This window comes from Sphingomonas sp. GW821-FHT09E03 (assembly GCF_059416225.1).
Window position 1 is genome coordinate 1 of the sequence record NZ_JBWKOS010000004.1, and the last position, 24220, is coordinate 24220.

The 24220-nt window shown below is 67.8% G+C and carries 26 protein-coding genes and 1 riboswitch; of the genes, 15 read left to right on the top strand and 11 right to left on the bottom strand.

The window, feature by feature from the left end:
• Positions 1-98 precede the first annotated feature (98 nt).
• A complete protein-coding gene (locus AC07M8_RS10360) occupies positions 99-260 on the top strand; it encodes a hypothetical protein (protein ID WP_495174277.1) in 162 nt (53 codons plus the stop codon).
• Positions 261-265: 5 nt separating this feature from the next.
• Here AC07M8_RS10360 and AC07M8_RS10365 read toward each other — a convergent pair whose 3' ends face one another.
• Positions 266-934, bottom strand: a complete 669-nt coding sequence (locus tag AC07M8_RS10365; RefSeq protein ID WP_495174278.1) for an RBBP9/YdeN family alpha/beta hydrolase — start codon at positions 932-934, stop codon at positions 266-268.
• A gap of 214 nt (positions 935-1148) precedes the next feature.
• On the opposite strand from AC07M8_RS10365, the gene AC07M8_RS10370 reads away from it, so the two are divergent.
• The 5 genes from AC07M8_RS10370 (at position 1149) to proC (ending at position 4237) form a co-directional block, all read left to right on the top strand.
• On the top strand, positions 1149-1883 hold the full coding sequence (locus tag AC07M8_RS10370; RefSeq protein ID WP_495174279.1) for a TlyA family RNA methyltransferase: 735 nt from the start codon (positions 1149-1151) through the stop codon (positions 1881-1883).
• Between the two features lie 123 nt (positions 1884-2006).
• The gene (locus tag AC07M8_RS10375; RefSeq protein ID WP_495174280.1) at positions 2007-2525 is read left to right on the top strand and encodes a TspO/MBR family protein; all 519 of its coding nucleotides are present in this window, start codon (positions 2007-2009) and stop codon (positions 2523-2525) included.
• 34 nt (positions 2526-2559) lie between these two features.
• Positions 2560-2823 carry an accessory factor UbiK family protein gene (locus tag AC07M8_RS10380; protein ID WP_495174281.1) on the top strand — a complete coding sequence of 88 codons (264 nt, stop codon included), beginning with the start codon at positions 2560-2562 and terminating at the stop codon, positions 2821-2823.
• Between the two features lie 102 nt (positions 2824-2925).
• Entirely contained in the window at positions 2926-3429 is a 504-nt protein-coding gene (locus AC07M8_RS10385; protein ID WP_495174282.1) for a type III secretion system chaperone family protein, read from the top strand.
• 16 nt (positions 3430-3445) lie between these two features.
• Positions 3446-4237 (top strand): pyrroline-5-carboxylate reductase, encoded by a 792-nt coding sequence (gene proC, locus AC07M8_RS10390; protein ID WP_495174690.1) that lies wholly within the window; start codon positions 3446-3448, stop codon positions 4235-4237.
• A 15-nt stretch (positions 4238-4252) separates the two neighbouring features.
• On the opposite strand, the gene mdoH is transcribed toward proC, so the two are convergent.
• Both mdoH and AC07M8_RS10400 read right to left on the bottom strand, forming a co-directional pair.
• Positions 4253-6064, bottom strand: coding sequence for a glucans biosynthesis glucosyltransferase MdoH (gene mdoH / locus AC07M8_RS10395; RefSeq protein WP_495174283.1), 1812 nt, complete (start codon positions 6062-6064; stop codon positions 4253-4255).
• Entirely contained in the window at positions 6061-7500 is a 1440-nt protein-coding gene (locus AC07M8_RS10400; RefSeq protein WP_495174284.1) for an OpgD/OpgG family glucan biosynthesis protein, read from the bottom strand. Before AC07M8_RS10400 ends, mdoH begins: the two co-directional genes overlap by 4 nt.
• 208 nt (positions 7501-7708) lie before the next feature.
• On the opposite strand from AC07M8_RS10400, the gene fabD reads away from it, so the two are divergent.
• The 6 genes from fabD (at position 7709) to mltG (ending at position 12750) form a co-directional block, all read left to right on the top strand.
• Positions 7709-8668 (top strand): ACP S-malonyltransferase, encoded by a 960-nt coding sequence (gene fabD / locus AC07M8_RS10405; RefSeq protein ID WP_495174285.1) that lies wholly within the window; start codon positions 7709-7711, stop codon positions 8666-8668.
• Between the two features lie 64 nt (positions 8669-8732).
• Positions 8733-9149 carry a GxxExxY protein gene (locus AC07M8_RS10410; protein ID WP_495174286.1) on the top strand — a complete coding sequence of 139 codons (417 nt, stop codon included), beginning with the start codon at positions 8733-8735 and terminating at the stop codon, positions 9147-9149.
• Positions 9150-9166: 17 nt separating this feature from the next.
• The gene (gene fabG, locus AC07M8_RS10415; RefSeq protein WP_495174287.1) at positions 9167-9907 is read left to right on the top strand and encodes a 3-oxoacyl-[acyl-carrier-protein] reductase; all 741 of its coding nucleotides are present in this window, start codon (positions 9167-9169) and stop codon (positions 9905-9907) included.
• 126 nt (positions 9908-10033) lie between these two features.
• Positions 10034-10270: an acyl carrier protein gene (locus AC07M8_RS10420; RefSeq protein WP_017979028.1), complete on the top strand. Its 237-nt coding sequence runs from the start codon at positions 10034-10036 to the stop codon at positions 10268-10270.
• A 142-nt stretch (positions 10271-10412) separates the two neighbouring features.
• A complete protein-coding gene (gene fabF / locus AC07M8_RS10425) occupies positions 10413-11672 on the top strand; it encodes a beta-ketoacyl-ACP synthase II (protein ID WP_495174288.1) in 1260 nt (419 codons plus the stop codon).
• A 109-nt stretch (positions 11673-11781) separates the two neighbouring features.
• Positions 11782-12750 carry an endolytic transglycosylase MltG gene (gene mltG / locus AC07M8_RS10430; protein ID WP_495174691.1) on the top strand — a complete coding sequence of 323 codons (969 nt, stop codon included), beginning with the start codon at positions 11782-11784 and terminating at the stop codon, positions 12748-12750.
• Between the two features lie 52 nt (positions 12751-12802).
• Here the strand turns inward: mltG and eda are convergent, their stop codons facing one another.
• From eda to AC07M8_RS10470, 8 genes are all read right to left on the bottom strand, one after another.
• On the bottom strand, positions 12803-13408 hold the full coding sequence (gene eda, locus AC07M8_RS10435) for a bifunctional 4-hydroxy-2-oxoglutarate aldolase/2-dehydro-3-deoxy-phosphogluconate aldolase (RefSeq protein ID WP_495174289.1): 606 nt from the start codon (positions 13406-13408) through the stop codon (positions 12803-12805).
• Positions 13405-14373, bottom strand: coding sequence for a glucokinase (locus AC07M8_RS10440; protein WP_495174290.1), 969 nt, complete (start codon positions 14371-14373; stop codon positions 13405-13407). Before AC07M8_RS10440 ends, eda begins: the two co-directional genes overlap by 4 nt.
• A 45-nt stretch (positions 14374-14418) precedes the next feature.
• Complete coding sequence (gene edd / locus AC07M8_RS10445; RefSeq protein WP_495174291.1) at positions 14419-16230, bottom strand: phosphogluconate dehydratase; 1812 nt, start codon at positions 16228-16230, stop codon at positions 14419-14421.
• A 125-nt stretch (positions 16231-16355) separates the two neighbouring features.
• Entirely contained in the window at positions 16356-17063 is a 708-nt protein-coding gene (pgl, locus tag AC07M8_RS10450; protein ID WP_495174292.1) for a 6-phosphogluconolactonase, read from the bottom strand.
• Between the two features lie 116 nt (positions 17064-17179).
• Positions 17180-18643, bottom strand: a complete 1464-nt coding sequence (gene zwf, locus AC07M8_RS10455; protein ID WP_495174293.1) for a glucose-6-phosphate dehydrogenase — start codon at positions 18641-18643, stop codon at positions 17180-17182.
• 9 nt (positions 18644-18652) lie between these two features.
• On the bottom strand, positions 18653-19582 hold the full coding sequence (gene argC, locus AC07M8_RS10460) for an N-acetyl-gamma-glutamyl-phosphate reductase (RefSeq protein ID WP_495174294.1): 930 nt from the start codon (positions 19580-19582) through the stop codon (positions 18653-18655).
• On the bottom strand, positions 19579-19860 hold the full coding sequence (locus AC07M8_RS10465) for an SH3 domain-containing protein (protein ID WP_495174295.1): 282 nt from the start codon (positions 19858-19860) through the stop codon (positions 19579-19581). The genes argC and AC07M8_RS10465 overlap by 4 nt, the downstream gene beginning before the upstream one ends.
• Positions 19861-19885: 25 nt before the next feature.
• Positions 19886-20206, bottom strand: a complete 321-nt coding sequence (locus AC07M8_RS10470; protein WP_267392877.1) for a MarR family transcriptional regulator — start codon at positions 20204-20206, stop codon at positions 19886-19888.
• Positions 20207-20465: 259 nt separating this feature from the next.
• Here AC07M8_RS10470 and secG point away from each other — a divergent pair, with 259 nt between their 5' ends.
• From secG to AC07M8_RS10485, 3 genes are all read left to right on the top strand, one after another.
• Complete coding sequence (secG, locus tag AC07M8_RS10475; RefSeq protein WP_267392878.1) at positions 20466-20846, top strand: preprotein translocase subunit SecG; 381 nt, start codon at positions 20466-20468, stop codon at positions 20844-20846.
• A gap of 88 nt (positions 20847-20934) precedes the next feature.
• Positions 20935-22569, top strand: coding sequence for a CTP synthase (gene pyrG, locus AC07M8_RS10480; RefSeq protein ID WP_267392879.1), 1635 nt, complete (start codon positions 20935-20937; stop codon positions 22567-22569).
• Between the two features lie 168 nt (positions 22570-22737).
• A riboswitch (cobalamin riboswitch) is annotated at positions 22738-22978 on the top strand.
• Positions 22979-23165: 187 nt separating this feature from the next.
• On the top strand, positions 23166-24212 hold the full coding sequence (locus tag AC07M8_RS10485; protein WP_495174692.1) for a HoxN/HupN/NixA family nickel/cobalt transporter: 1047 nt from the start codon (positions 23166-23168) through the stop codon (positions 24210-24212).
• Positions 24213-24220 lie beyond the last annotated feature (8 nt).

Below are 24220 nucleotides of genomic sequence, written 5' to 3' on the forward strand. Positions count from 1 at the left end.
CAATATGCCGAGGCCCGCCTCGATGCCGCCGCCATCGTCGATACCGTGCTCACCGCGCTGCGCCATAACAGCACGGCGATCAGCGAGGGTGCCCGCGCGTGAAGGGCTGGCCTGCGGTGATCGTGATCGTCGGGCTGGCGGTGGTGATGCTCGTCGGCCTCAACGTCGGCATGTACCGGCGAATGAGGGCGGCGAGCGCCGCCGGGCATGCGCGCCGCGAGGCCGATGGCGAGACGCCGTCCGGTCACCCGGACAACTGATTTCGTCAGTGGCGCGGCTGACAGCCGCCGCGCTCGGGGGTTGGTAGGCCCAGAAACGAGCGGGCGTCGCCGGGTGAGCGGACATGGCCGTGGCCGTCGCCGCTCGCGGCGATGACCCGCTCGAGCAACTCCTGGCCTTCTGCCCACCAGCCGATGCCGCTGGCAGCGTTGAGATGGCCCTGCGGCCCGACATCGACGAAGTGACTGCCCCAGTTGGCTGCCATGCTGTGCGCCCGATCGATGCTCGCCCAGGGATCATCGCTCGATGCCACCAGGATCGACGGGAAGGGGAGCGGCAGCCGCGGCGCCGGCGCGAAGCTGCGGATCTCGCCGGGTGCGCCCTCCCAATCGACATCCGCCGGCGCAACCAGGAGGGCCCCGGCTACCGGCCAGCCATAGGGTTGCGGCGACAATTGCGCCCACCAGGCGACGGCGAGGCAGCCGAGGCTGTGCGCGGCGAGGATCACCGGCGCCTGCGCCTGGCGAATCGCTTCGTCGAGCTTGGTCACCCAGGCGTTGCGGTGCGGCGTGTTCCACATGCCGAGTTCGACCCGGACCACGTCGGGCCGGCTGCTTTCCCACAGCGTCTGCCAGTGCGACGGCCCGGAGCCGCCGAGCCCGGGCACCGTGAGGATCGTGGGCAGCACCCCGTGGGACGGTGCGAAATGACTCATGTCGCCTCTCCTTGCTCGCGCCATGAGCCGGATGCCGACTCATGGCGAGGGACGTGACAATCGACGCTCTAGGGCGACGCCGATCGGCCACGCCCCCCGACAGCAGAGATAAACCTAGTGGATTGGGGGACAATAGCGCTGCGCCCAATCGAAGGCCGGTTGCGACCGGCGGAAGCGGGGTGACGTGGGCGGCGAATCGCCTATGAGGCGCGGCATGGCCAAACAGCGTGTGGACCAGATGCTCGTGGATCGCGGCCTCGCCGAATCGCGCACCCGTGCCCAGGCGCTGATCATGGCCGGGCTGGTGTTCGCAGGGACCCGCAAGATCGACAAGCCGGGGCAGACGATCGCGCCCGAGGTCGCGCTCGAGGTGCGTGGCCGCGATCATCCTTGGGTATCGCGCGGCGGGATCAAGCTGGCGCACGGCCTTGATCAGGCCGGCTGGGACGTGACGGGCGCGGTCGCGATCGACGTCGGCTCATCGACCGGCGGCTTCACCGACGTGCTGCTCAGCCGCGGCGCCGCGCGCGTCTATGCGGTCGACAGCGGCACCAACCAACTGGCCTGGAAGCTGCGCCAGGATCCGCGCGTGATCGTCCACGAGCAGACCAGCGCGCGGCTGCTCACCGAGTCGCACATTCCCGAGCCGGTCGATCTGATCGTCTGCGACGCGAGCTTCATCGGCGTGGCCAAGGTGCTGGAGCGGCCGCTCAGCTTCGCGCGACCGGGCGCGCGGCTGATGGCGTTGATCAAGCCACAGTTTGAGGCAGGGCGCGAGGAAGTCGGCAAGGGCGGGGTGGTGCGCGATCCTGCCGTGCACCAGCGGGTGTGCGACGCGGTCGTCGCCTGGCTGGAGGGCAGCGGCTGGGCGGTCGCCAGCGTGGTCGCGAGCCCGATCACCGGGCCTGAAGGTAATGTGGAATTTCTGGTCGCTGCAACGCGCAATTGAACCATTTTTGGATCGATCCGCATAACGGATGCTTTACGATCCGTTCACGACACGGCAGAGCGCCCGTATGTGACGGTGAAAAGGGCTTATATGGGTGGGATCGCGTCCAAGGGTCAGTTGCAAATGTCGTTCCTCCGCTGGGCGGCGGTAACGGTACCGTTGGTGTTGCTGCTCGGATTCGCCTCGGGCCGCGCCGTGCCGGCGGGCGACGACAACCCCTGGTATGCCGCGCTCGCCAAACCGGCGCTGACCCCGCCGGGCTGGGCCTTCCCGGTTGCCTGGAGCGCGATCTACATCCTCTCCGGCCTCGCGCTGGCGATGGTGCTCAACGCCCGCGGCGCGAATCGGCGCTGGCTGGGGGCGGCGTTGTTTGCCGCGCAGTTCGTGCTCGCCTTGCTGTGGATGCCGCTGTTCTTCGGCGAGCATCAGGTCGCCGCCTCGTTGCTGGTGATTGCGGGCATGCTGCTCGGCGGCATCGCCACCACGGTGGTGTTCGGTGGCGTGCGCACCGCGGCGGCATGGTTGATGGTGCCCTATCTGGTGTGGATCAGCTTCGCCGGCGTGCTGACCTGGCGGATCGGCCAGCTCAATCCGGACGCGGAAACCCTTGTGCCGGCGGCGCACACCTCCCAAATGCTCTGATACGCACGCACGGCGGCTGGGAAAGATTTACACAATGCAGTCCGACAACCGGATTTTCGACGATCTCGTCAAATTCATGAACGGTGCCGTCGGCACCCTCGCCGGTGCTGGCCGCGAAGCCGAGCAGGGCGCCCGCGCCCGCGCCCGCGAGTGGATCGGTGGGCTCGATTTCGTCAGCCGCGACGAGTTCGAGGTGGTCAAGGCGATGGCCGTTGCCGCACGCGACGAGAATGACGCGCTCAAGGCGCGACTCGATGCGCTGGAAGCGCGCGGCGCCGATTCGGTGCCCACCGCCTGATTTTTCCACAGCTTTCGCGGCTGATCCGTCGACGGACCTGTCCAACGGGGTTGCCGGGGCGTTTTTGCCTCGGCAACCTTGTCGTGCGATAAGGACGTTCCGATGCTCGATCACGCCGATCACGACCAGGAGGCTGCGGCTCCCATCGACATGCTCGAGGCATATTATGCCGCGCATGGCTGGGAACACGAGCGCCACGAAGACGAGATCGTCGTCACCGTCAAAGGCAGCTGGACCACCTACGAGCTGCGCGCCTTGTGGCGCGAGGACGACAGCGTGCTGCAGTTCCTTGCGTTTCCCGATATCAAGGTCACCGACGACCGCCGCGCCGGCGTCTACGAGACAATCGGTCTGGTCAACGAACAGCTGTGGATCGGTCATTTCGAGCTCTGGTCGTCGTCGGGCGTGCTGTTGTACCGGCATGCCGCCATGATCGACGGCGACGAGGAGGGCACGATGTCGCTGGGTGCGGCCGAATTGCTGGTCGAATCGGCGATCGAGGAGTGCGAGCGCTTCTATCCGGTGTTCCAATTCGTGCTGTGGGGCGGGAAGAGCCCCAAGGAGGCGCTGGCGGCAGCGCTGATCGAGACTCAGGGCGAGGCGTAAAAGAGCAGTGACAATGATGGCAGATGGCCCGCTGTGGCTGATCGGCTGCGGCAACATGGGCGGCGCGATGCTGCGCGGCTGGATCGCCGACGGCATGCCGCCTGAGCGCGTCACCGTGATCACCCGCAGCCCCGCGACGCTGCCGCCCGGCGTGCGTAATCTCCATGCCGTACCCGAAGGCGAGCGACCCGAGACGCTGATCCTCGCGGTCAAGCCGCAACAGCTCGATGTGGTCGCGCCGGGGCTCGCCGCGCTGCGGCCGACGCTGCTGGTATCGATCCTCGCTGGCGTTGAGGAAGCGGCGCTGGCGCGGCGCATCCCCGCCGACCATATCGTCCGCGCAATGCCCAATCTGCCCGTCGCGATCGGCAAGGGCGTGACGACGCTGTTCACCAGCAGCCAGGACTCCGCCGCCCGTGCCGCGGTCGAGACGTTGGCGCGCCCGCTCGGGCTGATCGAGTGGATCGAGGCGGAGGCGCAATTCGATGCGGTTACCGCGCTCGCCGGATGCGGACCCGGCTTCGTGTTCCGCTTCATCGATGCGCTCGCCCAGGCGGGTGCGGCGCTGGGGCTGCCCGCCGACCAGGCGGCCCGGCTGGCACGGGCCACCGTCGAGGGCTCGGCGCTGATGGCGGCGGCGGCGGATGTCAGCCCGGCGGTGCTCGCCGATCGCGTCGCCAGCCCCGGCGGGTCGACCCGCGAAGGATTGAACGTGCTCGATCACGATCACGCGCTGGTGCGGCTGCTGGAGGCGACGCTCGCCGCGTCGGCGGCGCGCAACGCCGAAATGGCGCACGCCGCGCGCTAGGCGCGCCGCAGCTACTCAGGCGGCAGCAGGCAGGGACGGGATGGCCGACCCGGCCTGTTGCTCGAGGCCGACCGGCGGCACCTCGAAATAGCCGCGTGCCGCATAGCGCGTGCCGGTCGAGATGCTGGCCGTCCATGTTGCCATCAGCGGAGCGAGCAACAGGCCGAGGGTGACGGGCGTCAGCCACAGACCGGTGACCGGCACCAGCGGCGACAGCACCAGCAGCACGACCCCGGCGACGATATGCCAGCGATAGCGCGGCATCGCCTCCGCGAGCGTCAGCCCGTCGCGGTCGCGGTTCTGCGGATTCCAGCCGGACGGCGCGCCGCGGAAGATGTTGATGAGATCGATCGTCTGGGTGAGCGCGATCGCGGGGGCGACGATGATCGACAGCGGCACCTCCAGCGCCACCGAGCGCAGGATCGCCCGCGCTCCCCCGAAGCCGCGGCGGACGGGGGCGTTGCTCAACGCCCAGATCACGCTCAGCAGCTTGGGCCCGAACAGCAACAGCAGCGTCACTTCCAGCACCTGCATCGAGGTGACGCTGTTCACAGCGTTGAGTTCGCCGCCGAGCGCCTGGATCATGCCGGTGGCGATCAGCACCAGCCACGCCGGCGAGGTCAGGAAGGCTGACGCGCCGATGAACAACTGCATCCTGCTGACCCAGTGGAAGCCCGACGAGCCGAGCAGGCGGAGATGCTGGATATTGCCCTGCGCCCAGCGACGATCGCGCACCGCGAGATCGATCAGCGTCGGGGGATATTCCTCGTAGCTGTCATCGAGCATGATCATGTGCACCGCCCAACCGCGCCGGCGCAGCAGCGCCGCCTCTACCATGTCGTGGCTCATGATCGCGCCGCCGAACGGTGGCGGGCCGGACAGCGCCGGCAGCCCGCACGCCTCGGCGAAGGCGCGGGTGCGGACCAGGGCGTTGTGGCCCCAGAAGGTCGCCTCCGAGCCCGCCCACCAGACCAGCCCGGCGGTGGAGATCGGCCCGTACAGGCGGCTTGCGAACTGCTGCCAGCGCTGGAACAGCGTCGCGCCGCCGATGATCGACGGCACCGTCTGCAGCAGCCCGACCGAGGGATTCTCCTCCATCACCTGCGCGAGCCCGACCATGGTCTCGCCGCCCATCAGGCTGTCGGCATCGAGCATCAGCATGAAATCATAGGCGCCGCCGAACCGTCGGATCCACTCGGCGATGTTGCCGGGCTTGCGCGCGACATTGTCGGTGCGACGGCGATAATAGATCGGCGCGGCGGCACGGGGTGCGAGCGTCGCCCAGGCGGCTTCCTCGGCAGCCCCGGCAGCGGCACCCGAGTCGCTGAGGATGAAGAAGTCGAACTGCTGCGCCGCGCCGGCGTCGGCGATCGCCTGCGCCATCCGCTCGACCCGGCCGTAGACCGCGTCGACATCCTCGTTATGGACGGGAACGAGCACCGCAGTGCGCGAGCCGTGCGCCGTGCGCCGGCTGGGCGCGGGGACGAAGCCGGGGTGAAGCCGCGTCATCAGCAGCACGAAGCCGATCGCAGCGTTGACGAAGCCGAACGCAATCCAGCCGAACAGCGGGAAGAACAGCAGCAACAGGAACACGTCCCAGCCGCCCAGCCCGTCCTGCAGCAGCGAATCCTCCACCGCCGCCGCCGCCGCGGTGGCGAGCAGGCCGGTCAACACCACCAGCAACAGCCGGCGGGCGAGGATGTCGCCCGGCGCGGTCTCGGCGCCCCAGGCGGCGGCGGGAACGGCGAGCGGCGGCGGCCGGCCGTCGAACCGCTGCGCCGGCATCGCCAGCGGCGCTTCCGGAGGGAGCTGCGCCGGCAGGGTCACGCGAAAACCTGGGTCAGCACCGTCTCGCTGAGCGCGGTGGTGCCGCGCTGGAGCACGAGGCGGACATCCGCGGGCGCGGCGCCGCCGCTCGGCGCGATATCCGCCGTGATCCGCCAGCGATTGGGCTGGCCGACCACCGGATAGGCGGCGCTGGCGAGCAGCTTGCCCTGGCCGACGGTGATCTGCGCGGTCACGCCGCTCGAGCGGTCGAGCCCGGCCAGCCCGCTGCCGACGAAGTCGACCACCAGCTTGCGCGCGCCCTTGATCGGCGCCGCACCGGGCGCGCCGGCGGTGCCCTGCCAGCAATCCACCGCATGCGCGCTCGCCGCTACAGACGGATCGGGCGATCCCCATGTCAGCCGATAGTCGTAGGCGAGCCGCTGGCCGGCCTTGGCCGGTGCGGCCGGGTTCCAGAACGCAACGACATTGTCGACCGTCTCGGTCGCAGTGGGAAAGGCATAGAGCATCACCGCGCCTTTGCCCCATTGGCCCTGCGGCTCGACCCACAGGTTGGGGCGGCGATCGTAGAAGGCGCCGTCGTCATGATAGTGATCGAAGGTGCGGTCGCGCTGGAGCAGCCCGAAGCCGCGCGGGTTGTCATCCGAGAAGCTGTCGAGCGTTTCGTGCGGCGGATTGCCGAGCGGGCGCCAGATCCGCTCGCCGCTGCCGGTGAGCAGCGCAAGGCCGTCCGAATCGTGGATTTCCGGCCGCCAGTCCGCCGCTGCCTGGCGGTTGCCCTCGCCATACCAGAACATGCTGGTTGCTGGCGCGATGCCGAGCCGTGCGACGTCGCGGCGCAGGAACAGTACCGACGACACGTCCTGGACGGCGCCCGATGGCCCCAGCCGCGACTGGAAGCGATAGGCGCCGGTAACGCTGGAACCGTCGAGCAGCGCGTAGATGGTATAGGCCTGGTCGCCCGCGCGCTCGATCCAGAATTCGGTGAAGCTTGGAAACTCCTCCTTGTCCGGCACGCCGGTGTCGATCGCGATGCCGCGGGCGGACAGGCCATATTGGTCCTGCGAGCCGGACGAGCGGAAGTAGGAGGCGCCCATATAGGCCAGCCAGTCGCTGGTGCCGCTCGCGCTCATCGCGCGGAAGCCGGCGATCCCCAGCGCCGGTGCATGACCCTTGCTGGTGCGGAACAGATCGGCCGAGAAATCGACAGGCTTGGCCGTGCCGCCGTCCACGACGTTGATCGCCACCGGCATCGGCGCATAGCGGCCGAGCGGGAACAGCCTGATGCCGCCCGCGATCGCGCGGTCGGCACGGTAGGTGATCGCGCCCACCGCGTCATAGTCGATAGCGGCTGCGGCGGCGACCTTGGCGGGCTCGCGATAGGGCTGGCGCGCCAGCTCCTGCGCGCGCCGCTGGACCATGTCCCAGGAGAAGGGCGACGCCTTGGCGCCGCGCTGCGCCAAAGCTGCGCCGGGCATGGCGGCCAGAGCCGAAAACGCCCAGGCTATGTCGCGACGGCTAGGATCGATCATGAGCTCTCACATCGTTGCTGCGACGCAACAATATGCCGGACGACCGAAATGTTCCATCCGCCGCGACGGGGCGACGACGCTGCCCGATAACAGGTGTGCTTGCCATCGCCTGGCACCCGCGGCTAGGCGCTCCGCCACCAGACAGGAGACCAGCATGCGGGCGTTCATCTTTCCCGGCCAGGGAAGCCAGTCGGTCGGCATGGGCAAGGCGCTCGCCGACGCGAGTCCGGTGGCGCGCGAAACCTTTGGCGAGGTGGACGAGGCGCTGGGCCAGCATCTGCTGCGACTGATGGTCGACGGCCCTGCCGACGACCTTACCCTCACCGAGAATGCCCAGCCGGCGATCATGGCCAACGCGATCGCGACGCTGCGCGTGCTCGAGCGCGAGGGCGGGGTGCGGCTCGCCGACAAGTGCGACTATGTCGCCGGCCATTCGCTCGGCGAATATAGCGCACTGTGCGCGGCTGGCGCGTTCGATCTCGCCACCACCGCGCGGCTGCTCAAGCGCCGCGGCCAGGCGATGCAGGCGGCGGTGCCGGTCGGTGAGGGCGCCATGGCGGCGCTGCTCGGTGCCGATCTCGAGAAAGCCCAGACCATCGCCGGTGCCGCGGTCGATTCGATCCTCGCCGAAGGCGGGCCCGAGCTGGTCTGCACGGTCGCCAACGACAATGATCCGAGCCAGGTGGTGATCTCCGGGCACCGGCAGGCGATCGAGCGCGCAATCGACATCGCCAAGTCGCTCGGCGCCAAGCGTGCGGTGCTGCTCCCGGTCTCGGCGCCATTCCACTGCCCGCTGATGCAGGATGCGGCGGATGCGATGGAGACTGCGCTCGCCGACGCGACCGTTGCCGCGCCGCTGGTGCCGGTCTACGCCAACGTCGATGCAGCGCCGATCGCCGACCCCGGCGCGATCCGCGTCGCGCTGGTGCGCCAGGTGACGGGCATGGTCCGCTGGCGGGAATCGGTGCTGGCGATGGCCGAGGCGGGTGTGACCGAGTTCGTGGAGTTCGGCGGCAAGGTGCTCAGCCCCATGGTCAAGCGCATCGTGCCCGACGCGCAGGCGGTGAGCGTGGTGACGATGGACGACATCGAGGATTTGTTGAAGAAGATGTGATGTTCACGCGAAGGCGCGGAGGATGTCGCGCAGAGGCGCGGAGAACGCAGAGGAAGAAGGACCCTTGCGCGATATCGATGTGATCAGCGGTGATGTTGTCGATGTTGCGCTGCGACTGCACCGTGACCTAGGGCCGGGTTTACTTGAGAGCGTCTATGAAGCCGTGCTTGCGGCCCGACTCGTCAACATGGGGTATGCTGTTTCACGGCAACGGTCGGTTGACATCGATTTCGAAGGGGTTCGCGTCGCTGGAGCCTTCAAGATGGATCTTCTTGTCGACGAGAGGCTGGTTGTCGAGATCAAATCTGTAGAGCGCCTGCAGTCCGTTCATGCCAAGCAGTTGCTCACGTATCTTCGGTTGACCAAACAGCCGGTCGGCCTGCTCATCAATTTCGGTGGGGCGACGCTCAAGGAGGGCGTGCGTCGCCTCGTCAACAACCATCAGCCCTCTGCGTCCTCTGCGCCTCTGCGCGAACCGTGATCTTGATTGGAGTTACAATGTTCGATCTCACTGGCATGACCGCCCTCGTTACCGGCGCATCGGGCGGGCTGGGGTCTGCGATTGCGCAGGCGTTGGCGGGGCAGGGCGCGCGGTTGGCGGTGTCCGGGTCCAATGCCGACAAACTGGAAGCCTTTCGCGCCAGCCTCGGCGGCGATCACGTCGCGTTGCCGTGCGACCTGTCGGACGGCGCGGCGGTGGATGCGCTGGTGCCGCAGGCGGTGGCGGCGCTGGGCGGCAAGCTCGACATCCTCGTCAACAACGCCGGCGTCACCCGCGACAATCTTGCGATGCGGATGAAGGACGACGAGTGGGATCAGGTGATCCGCGTCAACCTTGAGGCCGCCTTCCGCCTGATCCGCGCCGCCGCCAAGCCGATGATGAAAGCGCGGTTCGGTCGGGTGATCTCTATCACCTCGGTGGTGGGCCAGACCGGCAACCCGGGACAGGCCAATTATGCCGCCTCCAAGGCAGGCCTGGTCGGCATGTCAAAGGCGCTGGCGCAGGAACTCGCCAGCCGCAACATCACCGTCAATTGCGTCGCCCCGGGCTTCATGCGCTCAGCGATGACCGACGTGCTGCCGGAAGCGCAGAAGGCCGCGCTGCTCACCCGCATTCCGGCGGGCGATCTCGGCAAGGGGGAAGACATCGGTGCTGCCGTCGTCTATCTCGCGAGCAAGGAAGCGGGCTATGTCACCGGCCAGACGCTGCACGTCAACGGCGGCATGGCGATGGTCTGAATCGCGGTTGCGATCGGCTGCGGCGTGCATCACGGCAGGTAAACACCCGCTTGCCACGAAACGGACCCCGTTCTACGGGCGTTCAGGAACCAACGAACACCCCCAACGTGAAGAGGGAATGAAGACATGAGCGAGACCGCCGACCGCGTAAAGAAGATCGTCGTCGAGCATCTCGGCGTCGAAGCCGACAAGGTGACCGAGGACGCGAGCTTCATCGACGACCTGGGTGCCGACAGCCTCGACATCGTCGAGCTCGTCATGGCATTTGAGGAAGAGTTCGGTGTCGAGATTCCCGATGATGCCGCCGAGAAGATCACGACCGTCAAGGACGCGATCACCTATATCGACGAGCACAAGGCTTAAGTTCTGAGGCCCGGCTTGACGCCTGGTCGTGCCCGCTGAGGGCAGGAATTGAACGGCTCCCCGTCCCCGGGCTAAGAGGGCGGGGAGCCGTTTTTCGTCTGGCCGCTGGTGGCCGATCGCTTGATTGGATGGAGTGAAGGGTATGCGGCGCGTTGTCGTAACCGGATTGGGCCTGGTGACCCCGCTTGGCGCGGACGTCGAGACGGCCTGGGCGAACATCATCGCCGCAAAGTCGGGCGCCGGCCCGATCACGCGCTTCGATGCGTCGGACCAGAAGTGCCGGATCGCCTGCGAAGTGAAGCCCGCGGGCCACGCCTATGGCTTCGATCCCAACCTGCGCGTCGACCACAAGGTACAGCGCCAGGTGGATCCCTTCATCGTCTATGGCATCGATGCTGCCGGCCAGGCGATCGAGGATGCCGGCCTGCTCGACATGACCGAGGAACAGCGCTTCCGCGCCGGTTGCTCGATCGGCTCGGGGATCGGCGGGCTGCCCGGTATCGCCAGCGAATCGCTGGTGTGCGAGAACAAGGGTCCGAGCCGCGTCTCGCCGCACTTCGTTCACGGCCGGCTGATCAACCTGATCTCGGGTCAGGTCTCGATCAAATACGGGCTGATGGGCCCGAACCACGCGGTCGTCACCGCCTGCTCGACCGGCGCGCATTCGATCGGCGATGCCGCGCGAATGATTGCAATGGACGATGCCGACGTGATGCTGGCGGGCGGCGCCGAGGGTGCGATCTGCCCGCTGGGTATCGCCGGCTTCGCCCAGGCACGCGCGCTCAGCACCAATTTCAACGACACGCCGGAGAAGGGCAGCCGCCCGTACGACCGCGATCGCGATGGCTTCGTGATGGGCGAGGGCGCTGGCGTCGTGGTGCTCGAGGAATATGAGCATGCCAAGGCACGCGGCGCCAAGATCTATGCCGAGGTGATCGGCTATGGCCTGTCGGGCGACGCCTATCACGTCACCGCGCCGCACCCCGAAGGCTCGGGCGCGTTCCGCTCGATGCAGATGGCGATGAAGAAGTCCGGTCTCGCGCTGGAGGACATCGATTACATCAACGCCCATGGCACCTCGACGCCGCTCGGCGACGAGCTCGAGCTTGGCGCGGTGCGGCGGTTGTTCGGCAGCGCGATCGGCGATCTGTCGATGTCGTCGACCAAGTCGGCGATCGGCCATCTGCTCGGCGGCGCCGGCGCGGTAGAGAGCATCTTCTGCATCCTCGCGCTGCGCGACCAGATCGTGCCGCCGACGCTCAACCTCGACAACCCGAGCGAGAATTGCGCCGGCGTCGATCTGGTGCCGCATGTCGCCAAGAAGCGGCCGGTGCGGGCCATCCTCAACAACAGCTTCGGCTTCGGCGGCACCAACGCCTCGCTGGTGATGAAGTCGGTCTGAGCATCGTCACGACGGGTCATCGGCGCAGACCGAAGGCCCGTCGAATCCAGCTATCGGAACATGCGAACCGCGGGCCCTGCCGGGCCACGGCGTTCGCCGGGGAACAATGATGCGCAAGATCGGCTGTTTCGGTCTCATCCTCGGCCTCGGCGTGGCCGTCGCGCTGTTTCTCGTCGTGCAAGGCTGGAGCGGCGCAGGGCCTGCGCCGCGCACGCTGACGGTGCAGGTGGCCGAGGGCAGCAGCCTCGCCGGCGCGGCACGAGAACTTGAGGCGGCCGGCGCGGTTCGCTCGGCGACTCGCTTCCGCCTGCTCGCGCGGGTGTTCGGCTCAGGCGCGGCGATCAAGGCCGGCGAATATCGCATCCCCGCGCATCTCAGCCAGGCCGACATCCTCAAGATGCTGCAGGGCGGCAAGGTGTTCCAGCGGCTGGTGGTGGTGCCCGAGGGCTATCCGTCGGTGCTGGTCCATGACGCGCTGGCCAAGGCCGACGGACTGACCGGCACGGTGCCGGTGCCCGCCGAAGGATCGATCCTGCCGGACAGCTACGCCTTCCAGCGTGGCGACACCCGCGCCTCGGTAGTCACGCGGATGCAGAAGGCGATGCGCGACTATCTCGCGGCCGCCTGGGCCAAGCGCAAGCCAAGCATCGCGGTGTCGACCCCCGCCCAGGCAATCGTGCTCGCCTCGATCGTCGAAAAGGAAACCGGCAAGCCTTCCGAGCGGCGGATGGTGGCGGCGGTCTATGGTAATCGCCTGCGCATGGGGATGCGGCTGCAGGCCGATCCGACGGTGATCTACCCCATCACCAGGGGCCGTCCGCTCGGCCGCCGCATCCTACGCTCGGAGCTGGAGGCGAAGAGCGGGTACAATACCTATGCGGAAAATGGCCTGCCGGTGGGGCCGATCGCCAACCCGGGACGAGCCTCGATCGACGCGGTGCTCGATCCTGCCAAGTCGTCGGCGCTGTATTTCGTCGCCGACGGCACCGGCGGCCATGTGTTCGCCGACACGCTTGCCGAGCATAATGCCAATGTGCGCAAATGGTATGCGATCAGGCACGCGCGCGGCGAGATGTGACGGCCGCCACCCCAGCTTGCGCTGCGGTGACGGTTGCCAGTGACCCTCGACTTCAGCCCCGCAGCGCGCTCGCCGCGCGGGCCTTGGCCTCCACCTCGGCCATCGTGCCGCCGGTCACCCAGCTGCCGCCGACGCACAGCACCGGCTTGAACGCCAGCCAGTCGGGCGCCGAGGCCTCGGTGATGCCGCCGGTGGGGCAGAAGCGGCACTGGTAAAAGGGCGCGGCGAGCGCCTTCAGCGCCTTCAGTCCGCCCGACGTCTCCGCGGGGAAGAACTTAAAATGGGTGAGGCCGAGATCGAGCCCGCGCATGATGTCGCCCGCAGTGGCGGTGCCGGGAAGATAGGCGACGCCTGCATCGAGGATCGGCCGGGCGAGTCGCTCTGTCAGGCCGGGCGAGACGATGAACTCGACGCCCGCGTCGATCACGTCGCGGGCCTGCGTCTCGTTGACCACGGTGCCGGCGCCGACGATCGCGCCCGGCACCTTCTTCATCTCGGCGATGGCCTCCATCGCGGCGCCGGTGCGCAGCGTCACCTCGAGCACCTTCAGCCCGCCGGCGACCAGCGCCTCGGCAAGCGGCCGCGCGGTGGCGGCATCGTCGATTACCAGCACCGGAATGACGGCGCTGGTCTGCATGATCTGGTCGATTGGGGTCATCGCGAATGCTCCTGGGCAAAGGCGGCCGCGGCGCCGTAGAGGCCGGGCTGCTCATAGGTAATGATCTTGACGGGGATGGTCGTCATCAGGCTCTGGAACCGGCCCTTGGCGACGAAGCGCTGACCAAAGCCCGACTGAACCAGTTTGTCCTTGAGGCGCAGGCCGAGGCCACCGGCGATCACCACCGCAGTGGGGCCATGGACAAGCGCCAAATCGCCCGCGACCGCGCCGAGCGTCAGGCAGAAACGCTCGAGCGCGGCGGTGGCGAGCGGGTTGGTGCCGGACAGCGCCAATTCCCACAGCTTCTTGTCGTCGAGATGGACCACCGGGCGGCCCTCCATCTGCGCGAGCGTCTCGTAGATGTTGACGAGACCAGGCCCGGCGCAGATCCGCTCGGCGGAGACGCGGGTATAGGTCGGACGCAGGCGGCGGATGATCGCATCGTCGATCTCGTCGAGCGGGGCGAAGTCCATGTGCCCGCCCTCGGTGGGGATGACATGGTAATTGCCATGCTCGCGCAGCACCTGGGCGACGCCGAGCCCGGTGCCTGGCCCACAGACGGTGATCGCGCCATGGTCGGGCAGCGGCACGTCGGGGCCGCAGAGATGGACATAGGCCTCTTCGCCGAGCTGGCCGACGGCATGGCCGATCGCACCAAAATCGTTGATCAGCGAGTAGGTGTCGACGTCCAGCCGCTCCTTGATCAGCGGCGGCCGGATGATCCACGGATTATTGGTGAACTTGATAAGCTGGTCGTTGATCGGCGAGGCGACGGCGATGCCGACGCCGCGCGGCAGCGGCCGGCCGGCCTGTTCGCCGAACGCCGACCAGGCGAGCGGGAAGGTGGCATGTTCGGCGACCTTGAGCGTGATCGGCTCGCCAAGCCCAAGCACGCGGCCGCCCTCCACCTCGGCGATCGCGAAGCGTGCGTGGGTGCCGCCGATGTCTACCGCAACGATTTCCATGAACTCTCCTGCTATCGTCTGTGTCGGGCTGCCAGCACCGGCGGCCTAGAGGCCGGCCGCGGCCAGCATGCCAGAGGCGCCCTTTTCGGCTTCGTCGGCGAGCCCCCGGAACATGCCGAACAATTCCCGGCCCATGCCGCTCGCCGGCGCCGGCGTCGGCGCGAGCGGGCGCGCGGCCCATTCGGCCTCGTCAACCAACGCGGTGAGCGTGCCGGCGACCGCATCGACCCGGATCAGATCGCCGTCGCGGATCTTGCCGATCGCACCGCCGCCGAGCGCCTCGGGCGAGCAATGGATCGCGCACGGCACCTTGCCGCTGGCGCCCGACATGCGCCCGTCTGTGACCAGCGCCACCTTGAAGCCGCGATTCTGCAGCACGCCGAGCGGCGGGGTAAGCTTGTGCAGTTCGGGCATGCCGTTGGCGCGCGGGCCCTGGAAGCGGACCACGACGACGACATCGCGCTCGAGCTCGCCCGCCTTGAACGCCTCGATCACGTCGAGCTGGTCGGCAAACACTCGGGCCGGCGCCTCGACCACCCACCGCTCGCGCTCCACCGCGGACACCTTGATGCAGGCGCGGCCGATGTTGCCGGCGAGGATGCGCATGCCGCCGTCCGGCGAGAACGGGGCGGCAGCCGGGCGCAGGATGGTCTCGTCGCCACTGTCGCCGACCGGGCTCCAGCCGAGCGTGTCATTCTCGATGGTCGGCTTGAACGCATAGGCCGAGAGGTCACCGCCGGCGACCGTCGGGATATCGCCGTGGAGCAGGCCCTCGCCGAGCAGCTCGCGGATCACATAGGGCATGCCGCCCGCTGCCTCGAATGCGTTCACGTCGGCCGAGCCGTTGGGGTAGACACGCGCGATCAGCGGCACCGCGCGGCTAAGGCGGTCAAAATCCTCCCAGTCGATGACGATCCCGGCGGCGCGGGCGATGGCGGGGACGTGGAGTAGGTGATTGGTCGAGCCGCCGGTCGCGAGCAGGCCGACCGCGGCGTTGACGATCGCCTTCTCGTCGACGCAATGCCCCAGCGGTCGATAGTCATCGCCGCGCCAGCCGATCCGCGCCAGCCGGTGAACCGCGGCGCGGGTGAGCTCCTGGCGCAGCTTGGTGCCGGGATTGACGAAGGCGGCGCCGGGCATGTGCAGGCCCATCACCTCCATCATCATCTGGTTGGTGTTGGCGGTGCCGTAGAAGGTGCAGGTGCCCTTGGAATGATAGGCCTGGATCTCGGCGTCGAGCAGTTCCTCGCGGTCCGCCTCGCCAACCGCGAAGCGCTCGCGCACCGCGGCCTTGGCCTTGTTGGGAAGGCCGGTGGGCATCGGCCCGCCGGGGATCAGCACCATCGGCAGATGGCCGAAGCGCAGCGCGCCCATCAGCAGGCCGGGAACGATCTTGTCGCAAATGCCGAGCAATGCGGCACCCTCGAAGGTGCCGTGGCTGAGCGCGATCGCGGTGCTGAGCGCGATGGTGTCGCGGCTGAACAGCGACAGCTCCATGCCGGCATAGCCCTGGGTGACGCCGTCGCACATCGCCGGGACGCCGCCCGCGACCTGCGCGGTGGCGCCGACCTCGCGGGCCCAGACCTTCATCAGCTCGGGGTAGCGATAGTAGACGGCATGCGCCGAGAGCATGTCGTTATACGCGGTGACGATGCCGATGTTCATGCCGCCATCGGCCTTCATCGCCTCGCGGTCCTCCTCGGTGCCGGCATATGCATGGGCGAGGTTGGCGCAGCCGAGCTGCGGGCGCCGCGCGCCCTGATCGCGCTCGCGCTCGATCAGCGCCAGATAGGCGGCACGCGAGGCGCGCGAGCGCTCGATGATGCGATCGGTGACGGCAGAGACCTCGGGGTTCATCGAACAGCTTCCATTCGCCCGCGCCAGCGGCGGACCCATCCTTCATCTACCGAGCGGATCCGATCGCAACAGGGCTCGTGCAATCCTCCCCCGGTGCTGGATACGTATTCACGACCCGAAATGGGTCACGGCGCCCAGTGAATATCCACCGGCAGCTCGGCATCGGCAAGCACCCGGCCGATCGGATAGCTCGACGCCGGGCCCTGCTTGATCGCCGCCTCGATCACGTCGCGCTTGCCCTGGCCGGTGACGGCGATCATCAGCGCGCGCGCGGTGACGATGCCCTCGCGGCTCAGCGTGACGCGCGCGACCGGTGCCTCGGGCGGCAGCGGATCGGGCATCACGCCGAGCGCGCGGCGCTCCTTGGGGCCGCTCAGCGCCTCGTCGAAATCGGGACCGGGGAAGATCGAGGCGGTGTGGCCGTCGCCGCCGACGCCGAGCAGGCACAGGTCGAGCGGCCAATGCAGTTCCTGCATCAGCGCATCCGCCGAGCGGCCGGCGGCCTTATAGTCGGCGGTCGCCTGCGGCACGATCGGCATCACCCGCGCGCCCTTGGGCAGGAAGGTCTTGGCGATCATCGTCACGTTGGAGAGCGCGTCGCCGAGCGGCACGATCCGCTCGTCGGTGGGCACGATGGTGACGCGCTTCCAGTCGAGCTTGGCCTTGGCTAGGATGTCGTAGATGGGGATCGGCGTCTTGCCACCCGACAGCGCGATCACCGCCGCGCCGCGCGCGTCGATCGCCGACTCGATGATGAACTGGATGTCGCCGGCGACAGCCGCGGCCATCTCCGCGGCATCGTCATAGTCCCACCATTCGATCTCTTCGCTCATCTCTTGCTCTTTCGTGTCGGGGCATCGCCCCATGCGCGGCACCGGCAGCGCCGCAGCGCGCGCCGGTCACCGCCTCATTGTCCTGCCGTTCCTGCCTAAGCAGGAACACGGAGACGTCAATCGTCCTGCCAGGTCACCCCGTCGCGCTCGGTGAGCGCGATCGCGCTGGACGGACCCCAGCTGCCCGACGGATAGCTCTTGGGCTTGGTGTTGTTGGCGGTCCAGCCCTCGCGGATCGCGTCGATCCAGGTCCATTGCGCCTCCACCTCGTCGCGCCGCACGAACAGCGTCTGGTCGCCCTCGATCAGGTCGAGCAGCAGGCGCTCATAGGCGATACGGCGGCGGCTGCCGGCGAATTCGGCATCCATGCTGAGGTTGAGCGGCACCTCGCGCAGGCGCACGCCCTCGCGATCAAGGCCCGGCTCCTTGGCCATCACCAGCAGCTGGACATATTCCTCGGGCTGCAGGCGGATCACCAGCGTGTTGGGCTGGAGCATCCCGCCGCGCCCGGCGAACATCGAGTGCGGCACCGCCTTGAACTGGATGGCGATCTCCGATCGGCGGGTCGCCATGCGCTTGCCGGTGCGCAGGTAGAAGGGCACGCCCTGCCAGCGCCAATTGTCGATGTGCGCCTTGATCGCGACAAAGGTCTCGGTGGTCGATGGCTTGCCGAGCTCGTCGGTGTAGCTCTTGACGATCTCGCCCTTGACCGCGCCGTCGCCATATTGGCCGGTGACGGTATTGTGCTGCGATTCCTCGGGGGTGATCAGGCGCAGGCTACGGAATACCTTGGCCTTTTCGTCGCGGATCGCGGTGCCGTCGAAACGGGCCGGCGGCTCCATCGCGATCAATGCCGCGAGCTGGAGCATGTGGTTGGCGACCATGTCGCGCAGCGCGCCCGCCGTCTCGTAATAGCCGGCGCGATCCTCGAGGCCGACCGTCTCAGCAATCGTGATCTGGACGTTGTCGATGCCGCGTGCGTTCCATACCGGCTCGAAGAACGAGTTGCCGAAGCGGAGCGCGAGAATGTTCTGGACGGTTTCCTTGCCCAGATAGTGATCGATGCGAAAGGTGCGGTCCTCGGGAAAGGCGACCGCGACTGCGTCGTTGATCTCGCGGCTCGAGGCGAGATCATAGCCGAGCGGCTTTTCAAGGCCGATGCGGACCGTCTCGCCGGCCAGGCCGACCGATTCAAGCCCGGCGATCGCCGCCTCGAACAGCGACGGCGCGGTGGATAGATAGATGGCGAGGCCGCCGGCGACGTCACCGACCTTCTCGGCGAGCGCCGGGAAGGTGTCGCGGTTCGACAGGTCGACCGGCTGGTAGAACACCCGCGCGAGGAAGCCCTCCATCGCGCTCTCGTCCTTGCGGTCGGCAGGGAGGAACTCGTCAAGCGCCTTCTTGGTAAAGTCGCGATAGGCCGCATCGTCGAGGTCCGAGCGCGCCGAGCCGAAGATGGTCAGCCCATCGGGCAGCAATCCGTCGGCATGCAGGCCATAGAGCGAGGGCAGCAGCATGCGCTGCGCGAGATCGCCGGTCGCTCCGAACAGGAGCAGCTTGGCTACCGGGTTACGCTGCATGCGGACTCCTTACAGATTGAGGCCGGCGAGCGGATCGAGCCCGGCCATGAGATTGAGGTTCTGCACAGCGGCGCCACCGGCGCCCTTGCCGAGATTGTCGAGCGTGGCGATCAGCCGCACATGCCCCGTGGTCTCGTTGCCGCAGACGCGCAAGGTCATCCGGTCGGTGCCGGCATTTTCCTCGATCGCGATCACCGACAGGTCACCAGCCGCCACCGTGATCAACGGGCTGTCGGCATAGGCCTCGCGCAACACCGCCTCGAGCGCCGCGGGCGACGGCTTGCCCGGCAGCAGCGCCAGCGGCAGCGGCACCTCGCCGAGCATGCCGCGGTTGGTCCGCGTCACCGATGGCGCGAAAATCGGCGGATGGGCAAGCCCGGCGTGGCCCTGCATCTCCGCGACATGCTTGTGGGCAAGGCCGAGCCCGTACACGCGAAACGCAGTGTCGGCGCCGCCCTCCTCGAACTCGGCGATCATCGCCTTGCCGCCACCCGAATAGCCGGAGGTGGCATTGAAGCTGACCGGCCAGTCGGTCGGAAGCAACCCGGCGACGATCAGCGGGCGGACCAGCGCGAGGAAGGCGGTGGGATAGCAGCCGGGATTGGAGACGCGGGAGGCGGCGGCGATTCGCGCGGCCTGGTCGCGGCCGAGCTCGGGAAAACCATAGATCCAGCCATCGTTGACGCGGTGAGCGGTGGAGGCGTCGATCACCCGTGCACGGTCGTTGTCGATCAGCGCCACTGCCTCGCGCGCCGCGTCGTCGGGCAGGCACAGGATGGCGATGTCACAGTCGTTGAGCGCCTCGCGGCGGGCGGCGGCGTCCTTGCGGCGGTCGTCGGCCAGCGTCACCAGGCTTAGGTCGTCCCGGCCGGCCAGCCGCTCACCGATATCGAGCCCGGTGGTGCCGACCGCGCCGTCGATGAAGACGCTGACGCTCATGCCGCCCGATCCAGCGCGGTGCGGTCGACATAGCCGACCAGCCCCGAGGCCGGGGCGACTCCCCAGGCGTGGTCGCCTGCCAGCTCGAGCACCTCGAAGGCGTCGCCGGGTGCGAGCTGCACCAGCGGCTCGACCTGGCCTCGCGCCGCGAACAGGGTCGTCGCGGTGGAGGCGGTCGCGAGCATCGGCGCTGCATAATGCGGCGCGAACACATGTTCGGCGAGGCGCACGTCCGCTAGGTCGCCGCGAACGGCATGGGTGCGCGGGTCGAGCACCATCGATCGACCGGTCAGCGCGAACGCCTTACGCGACGGCTCTGCTAAGGGCGGGGGCGCCGCCTTCGCCGATGAACTGCCCGAACTCTTCAAGAAACACTGCCCCTTCGGATGTACGCGCGACGAAGATATTGCGCTTGTCGCTGTCGTCGCGCTGGCGGCGCAGATAGCCGAGCGCCCCCAGCCTGTTCAAGGCGCGAGTGACCACCGGTTTCGAGACGTTGAGCGCCCGCGCGAGTCCACGCACGGTGTGCGGGCCGGGGTTAAGATAAACCAAGAGCAACAACGCCATCTGCCTGTTGGTGAGGTCGGGCTCGCCCGACCGCACGTAATCGACCAGCGCCGTCATCCACGTTGAAAGCGATTGAGCGGCTGTTCCCACGTTAAACTTTCCGTTCCTCGTCCTTGATCGGACGCGCGTTATGGGTGTCGTTTCGCTGTCATAACGCCCTGATCACGCGCTGGTTTCGCCAGACATTTAGATATTAACTATCGGATCGCATCACCCTGGCGCCGGGCGTCGCGAGCGGGGCGCTGTTGATCCCCATCGGGGTTGCGCCTATGTGCCCGGCGTCGGGGCATCGGGCGCCGGACAACCGGGATCATCAATGTTCACCTTCCTTCTCGTCGTACATGCCATCATCGCCGCGGCGCTCGTGACGGTGATCCTGATGCAACGGTCGGAAGGCGGCGGGCTTGGCATGGGCGGCAGCCCGTCGGGGCTGATGTCGGCGCGCGGCGCGGCGGATTTCCTCACCCGGGCCACCGGGGTGCTCGCCACCCTGTTCGTGCTGTTCTCGATCGCGCTCGCAGTGCTGGCGGCGACTCACCGCACCCAGGCGATCGACACGTCGCTCGCCCGTAGGGCACCGGCCACGCCGACGCAGGATGCGGTGCCCACTCAGCCGGTCGATGCGCCGGCGACGGTCAACGGCGTGGCCCCGGCCACGGCACCGGCCGACAATTCGGCGGTCCCGCTCGCCCACTGATTACCCTGCGGTTTACCGTATAAATCGCGCGTCGTCTCGACGCGCGCCCTTGTCGTTTGCCCCTTCAACACGCTAGGCGATTCTTCCCATGGCGCGGTATATCTTCATCACCGGCGGCGTGGTCTCGTCGCTCGGTAAAGGCCTCATGGCGGCCTCTCTCGCAGCTCTCCTCCAGGCGCGTGGCTATCGCGTCCGGATCAGGAAGTTCGATCCCTATCTCAACGTCGATCCGGGCACGATGAGCCCGTATCAGCACGGCGAGGTCTATGTGACCGACGACGGCGCCGAGACTGATCTCGACCTTGGCCATTACGAGCGCTTCACCGGCGTCGCCTCGCGACAGTCAGACAACGTCACCTCCGGCCGGATTTACAAGACGATCATCGAGCGCGAACGGCGTGGCGATTACCTCGGCGCGACGGTGCAGGTGATCCCGCACGTCACCGATGCGATCAAGGCCTTCGCCCGCGCCGAGACCGACGACCTCGATTTCGTGCTGTGCGAGATCGGCGGCACCGTCGGCGACATCGAATCGCTGCCGTTCATCGAGGCGATCCGCCAGCTCAAGAACGAGGTCGGCCGCGGCAACGCGATCAGCATCCACGTCACGCTGGTGCCGTACATCGCCGCCGCCGGCGAGCTGAAGACCAAGCCCACCCAGCATTCGGTGCGCGAGCTCGCCGCCTTGGGTGTCCAGCCGGACGTGCTCGTCTGCCGCTGCGAGCACCCGCTGCCGCCGTCGGAGCGCGCCAAGATCGCGTTGTTCTGCAACGTCCCCGAATCGGCGGTGATCCCGGCGCTCGATGCCAAGAGCATCTATGCGGTGCCGATGCAGTATCACGAGGAAGGCCTCGATTCCGAGGTGCTGCGTGCCTTCGGCATCACGCCGTCGTCACCGCCCGATCTCAGCCGCTGGAGCGAGATCACCGATCGCCTGTTCAACCCCGAGGGCGAGGTCACCGTCGGCGTCGTCGGCAAATATGTTGGCCTGCAGGATGCCTACAAGTCGCTCAACGAGGCGCTGGTCCATGGCGGCATCGCCAACCGGGTGAAGGTCAACATCCGCTGGATCGACGCCGAACTGTTCGAGAATGACGACAGCGAGATCGTCGGTCAGCTCGAGCCATGCGACGCGATCCTTGTCCCCGGTGCGTTCGGCGAGCGTGGCGCGGAGGGCAAGATCAAGTCGGTGCGCTTCGCCCGCGAGCGCGAGATTCCCTATTTCGGCATCTGCTTCGGCATGCAGATGGCCTGCGTCGAGGGCGCGCGCGACCTCGCCGGCATCGCTGCCGCGTCATCGACTGAATTCGGCCCGACCGACGAGCCGGTGGTCGGGCTGATCACCGAATGGATGGGCCGCGACGGCCTCGAGCAGCGCGAGGCGCAGGGCGACCTTGGCGGCACCATGCGATTGGGCGCCTATGAGGCCAAGCTCGACGGCAACAGCGTGGTCTCGTCGATCTACGGCGGCACCACCATCCACGAGCGGCATCGTCACCGCTACGAGGTCAACACCCATTACCAAGAAGCGCTCGAGCAGGGCGGCCTGGTGTTTTCCGGCATGTCGCCCGACGGCACCTTGCCCGAGATCGTCGAGCGGCCGGACCACCCGTGGTTCGTCGGCGTCCAGTTCCACCCGGAACTGAAGAGCAAACCGTTCGACCCGCATCCGCTGTTCGCGAGCTTTATCGAAGCCGCGGTGAAGCAGAGCCGGCTGGTCTAGACGATCATCCGTCATCCCGGTGAAGGCTGGGATCTCCTCGTGGCGAGGATCGGACAGGGGCCATACGAGACCCCGGCCTTCGCTGGGGTGACGGATAGAACGGTCGGTTGCCATTGCGCCGCCGCGCCCCGTGCGATACCGCCGATCCCGACGCCGCGTCCGCGCGGGGTCGCACGATCGCGTCGGTGCTCCGCGAGGAGCTTCAAGGGAATGCGGTGCGGGTGGCTTGCCGCCCCAAGCCGCGGCTGTCCCTGCAACTGTAAGCGGTGAGTGCGATGCGCAGCGTGCCCTTCCCCAGCGTGAAGGGTGCAGCCACTGGGCCGGACGCCGAATCGGGCGAGGCCTGGGAAGGCCGTGCCTCGCGCGATGACCCGTGAGCCAGGAGACCTGCCGGCGTTCGGTCGCTCTTGCCCTGGCCCAGGGGGTGGCCGCGGCACGGATCCGTCCGTCTGAGCGACGTTGGAAGCGGCGGGAGCCGCATCGGGGTCGCAAGGGCCGGGCGCACGGGCGTCCGCCGGGTCGAGCACCCTGACCGCCAGCCCATGGCGGCACGCTCCCGCACGACGTTGCTCGATGCCGATGGAGTCGTTCCCCTCATGGCCAATCGCCGCGCGCGGCCGATCACGCGCAAGCTCATCCCCCTCTACGTCTTCCTGATCCTCGCCAATATCGGCGCGTGGATCTGGGCGGCGGCGCTGTTCCACGCCCAGCCGCTGATGCTCGGCACCGCCTTGCTCGCCTGGGGCCTTGGCCTGCGCCACGCGGTCGATGCCGATCACATCGCCGCGATCGACAATGTCACCCGCAAGCTGATGAACGACGGCCAGCGGCCGACCACCGTCGGCTTCTGGTTCGCGCTCGGGCATAGCGCGGTGATCCTGATCGCCTCGGCCGCGATCGCCTTCACCGCCTCGGCACTGTCGGGGTTCGAGGCGCTCAAGGCGAGCGGCGGCATCATCGCGACGATCGTCTCGGCGGTGTTCCTGTTCGCGATCGCGGCGATGAACCTAATCATCCTGCGCTCGGTGTGGCGGACCTTCCACCATGTCCGGCGCGGCGGCGACTATGTCGAGGAGGATCTGGATCTGCTGCTCGGCAACCGCGGCCTGCTCGCTCGACTGTTCCGGCCAATGTTCCGGCTGGTGTCGCGCAGCTGGCACATGGCGCCATTGGGCTTCCTGTTCGGGCTGGGCTTCGACACCGCGACCGAGGTCGCCATTCTCGGCCTGTCGGCGAGCCAGGCGGCGGGCGGCTTCGCGATCGCACCGGTGCTCGTCTTCCCGGCGCTGTTCGCCGCCGGCATGGCGCTGGTCGACACCACCGACGGCATCCTGATGCTCGGCGCCTATCAATGGGCGTTCGTGCATCCGATCCGCAAACTCTATTACAACATCGTCATCACCGCGGTATCGGCGCTGGTCGCGATCCTGATCGGCGGGATCGAGACGCTGGCGCTGGTGGCCGACAAGCTCGGGCTGCACGGCGGTCTGTGGTCGGCCGTGGCCGAGCTCGGCGGCAGCTTCAATCTGATCGGCTTTGCGATCATCGGCCTGTTCGCGCTGTGCTGGGGGCTGAGCTGGGCGGTGTTCCGCTGGAAGCGCTTCGACGAGATCGAGGTCCGCACCGCCGACGTCGTCGCCTGATTACCATT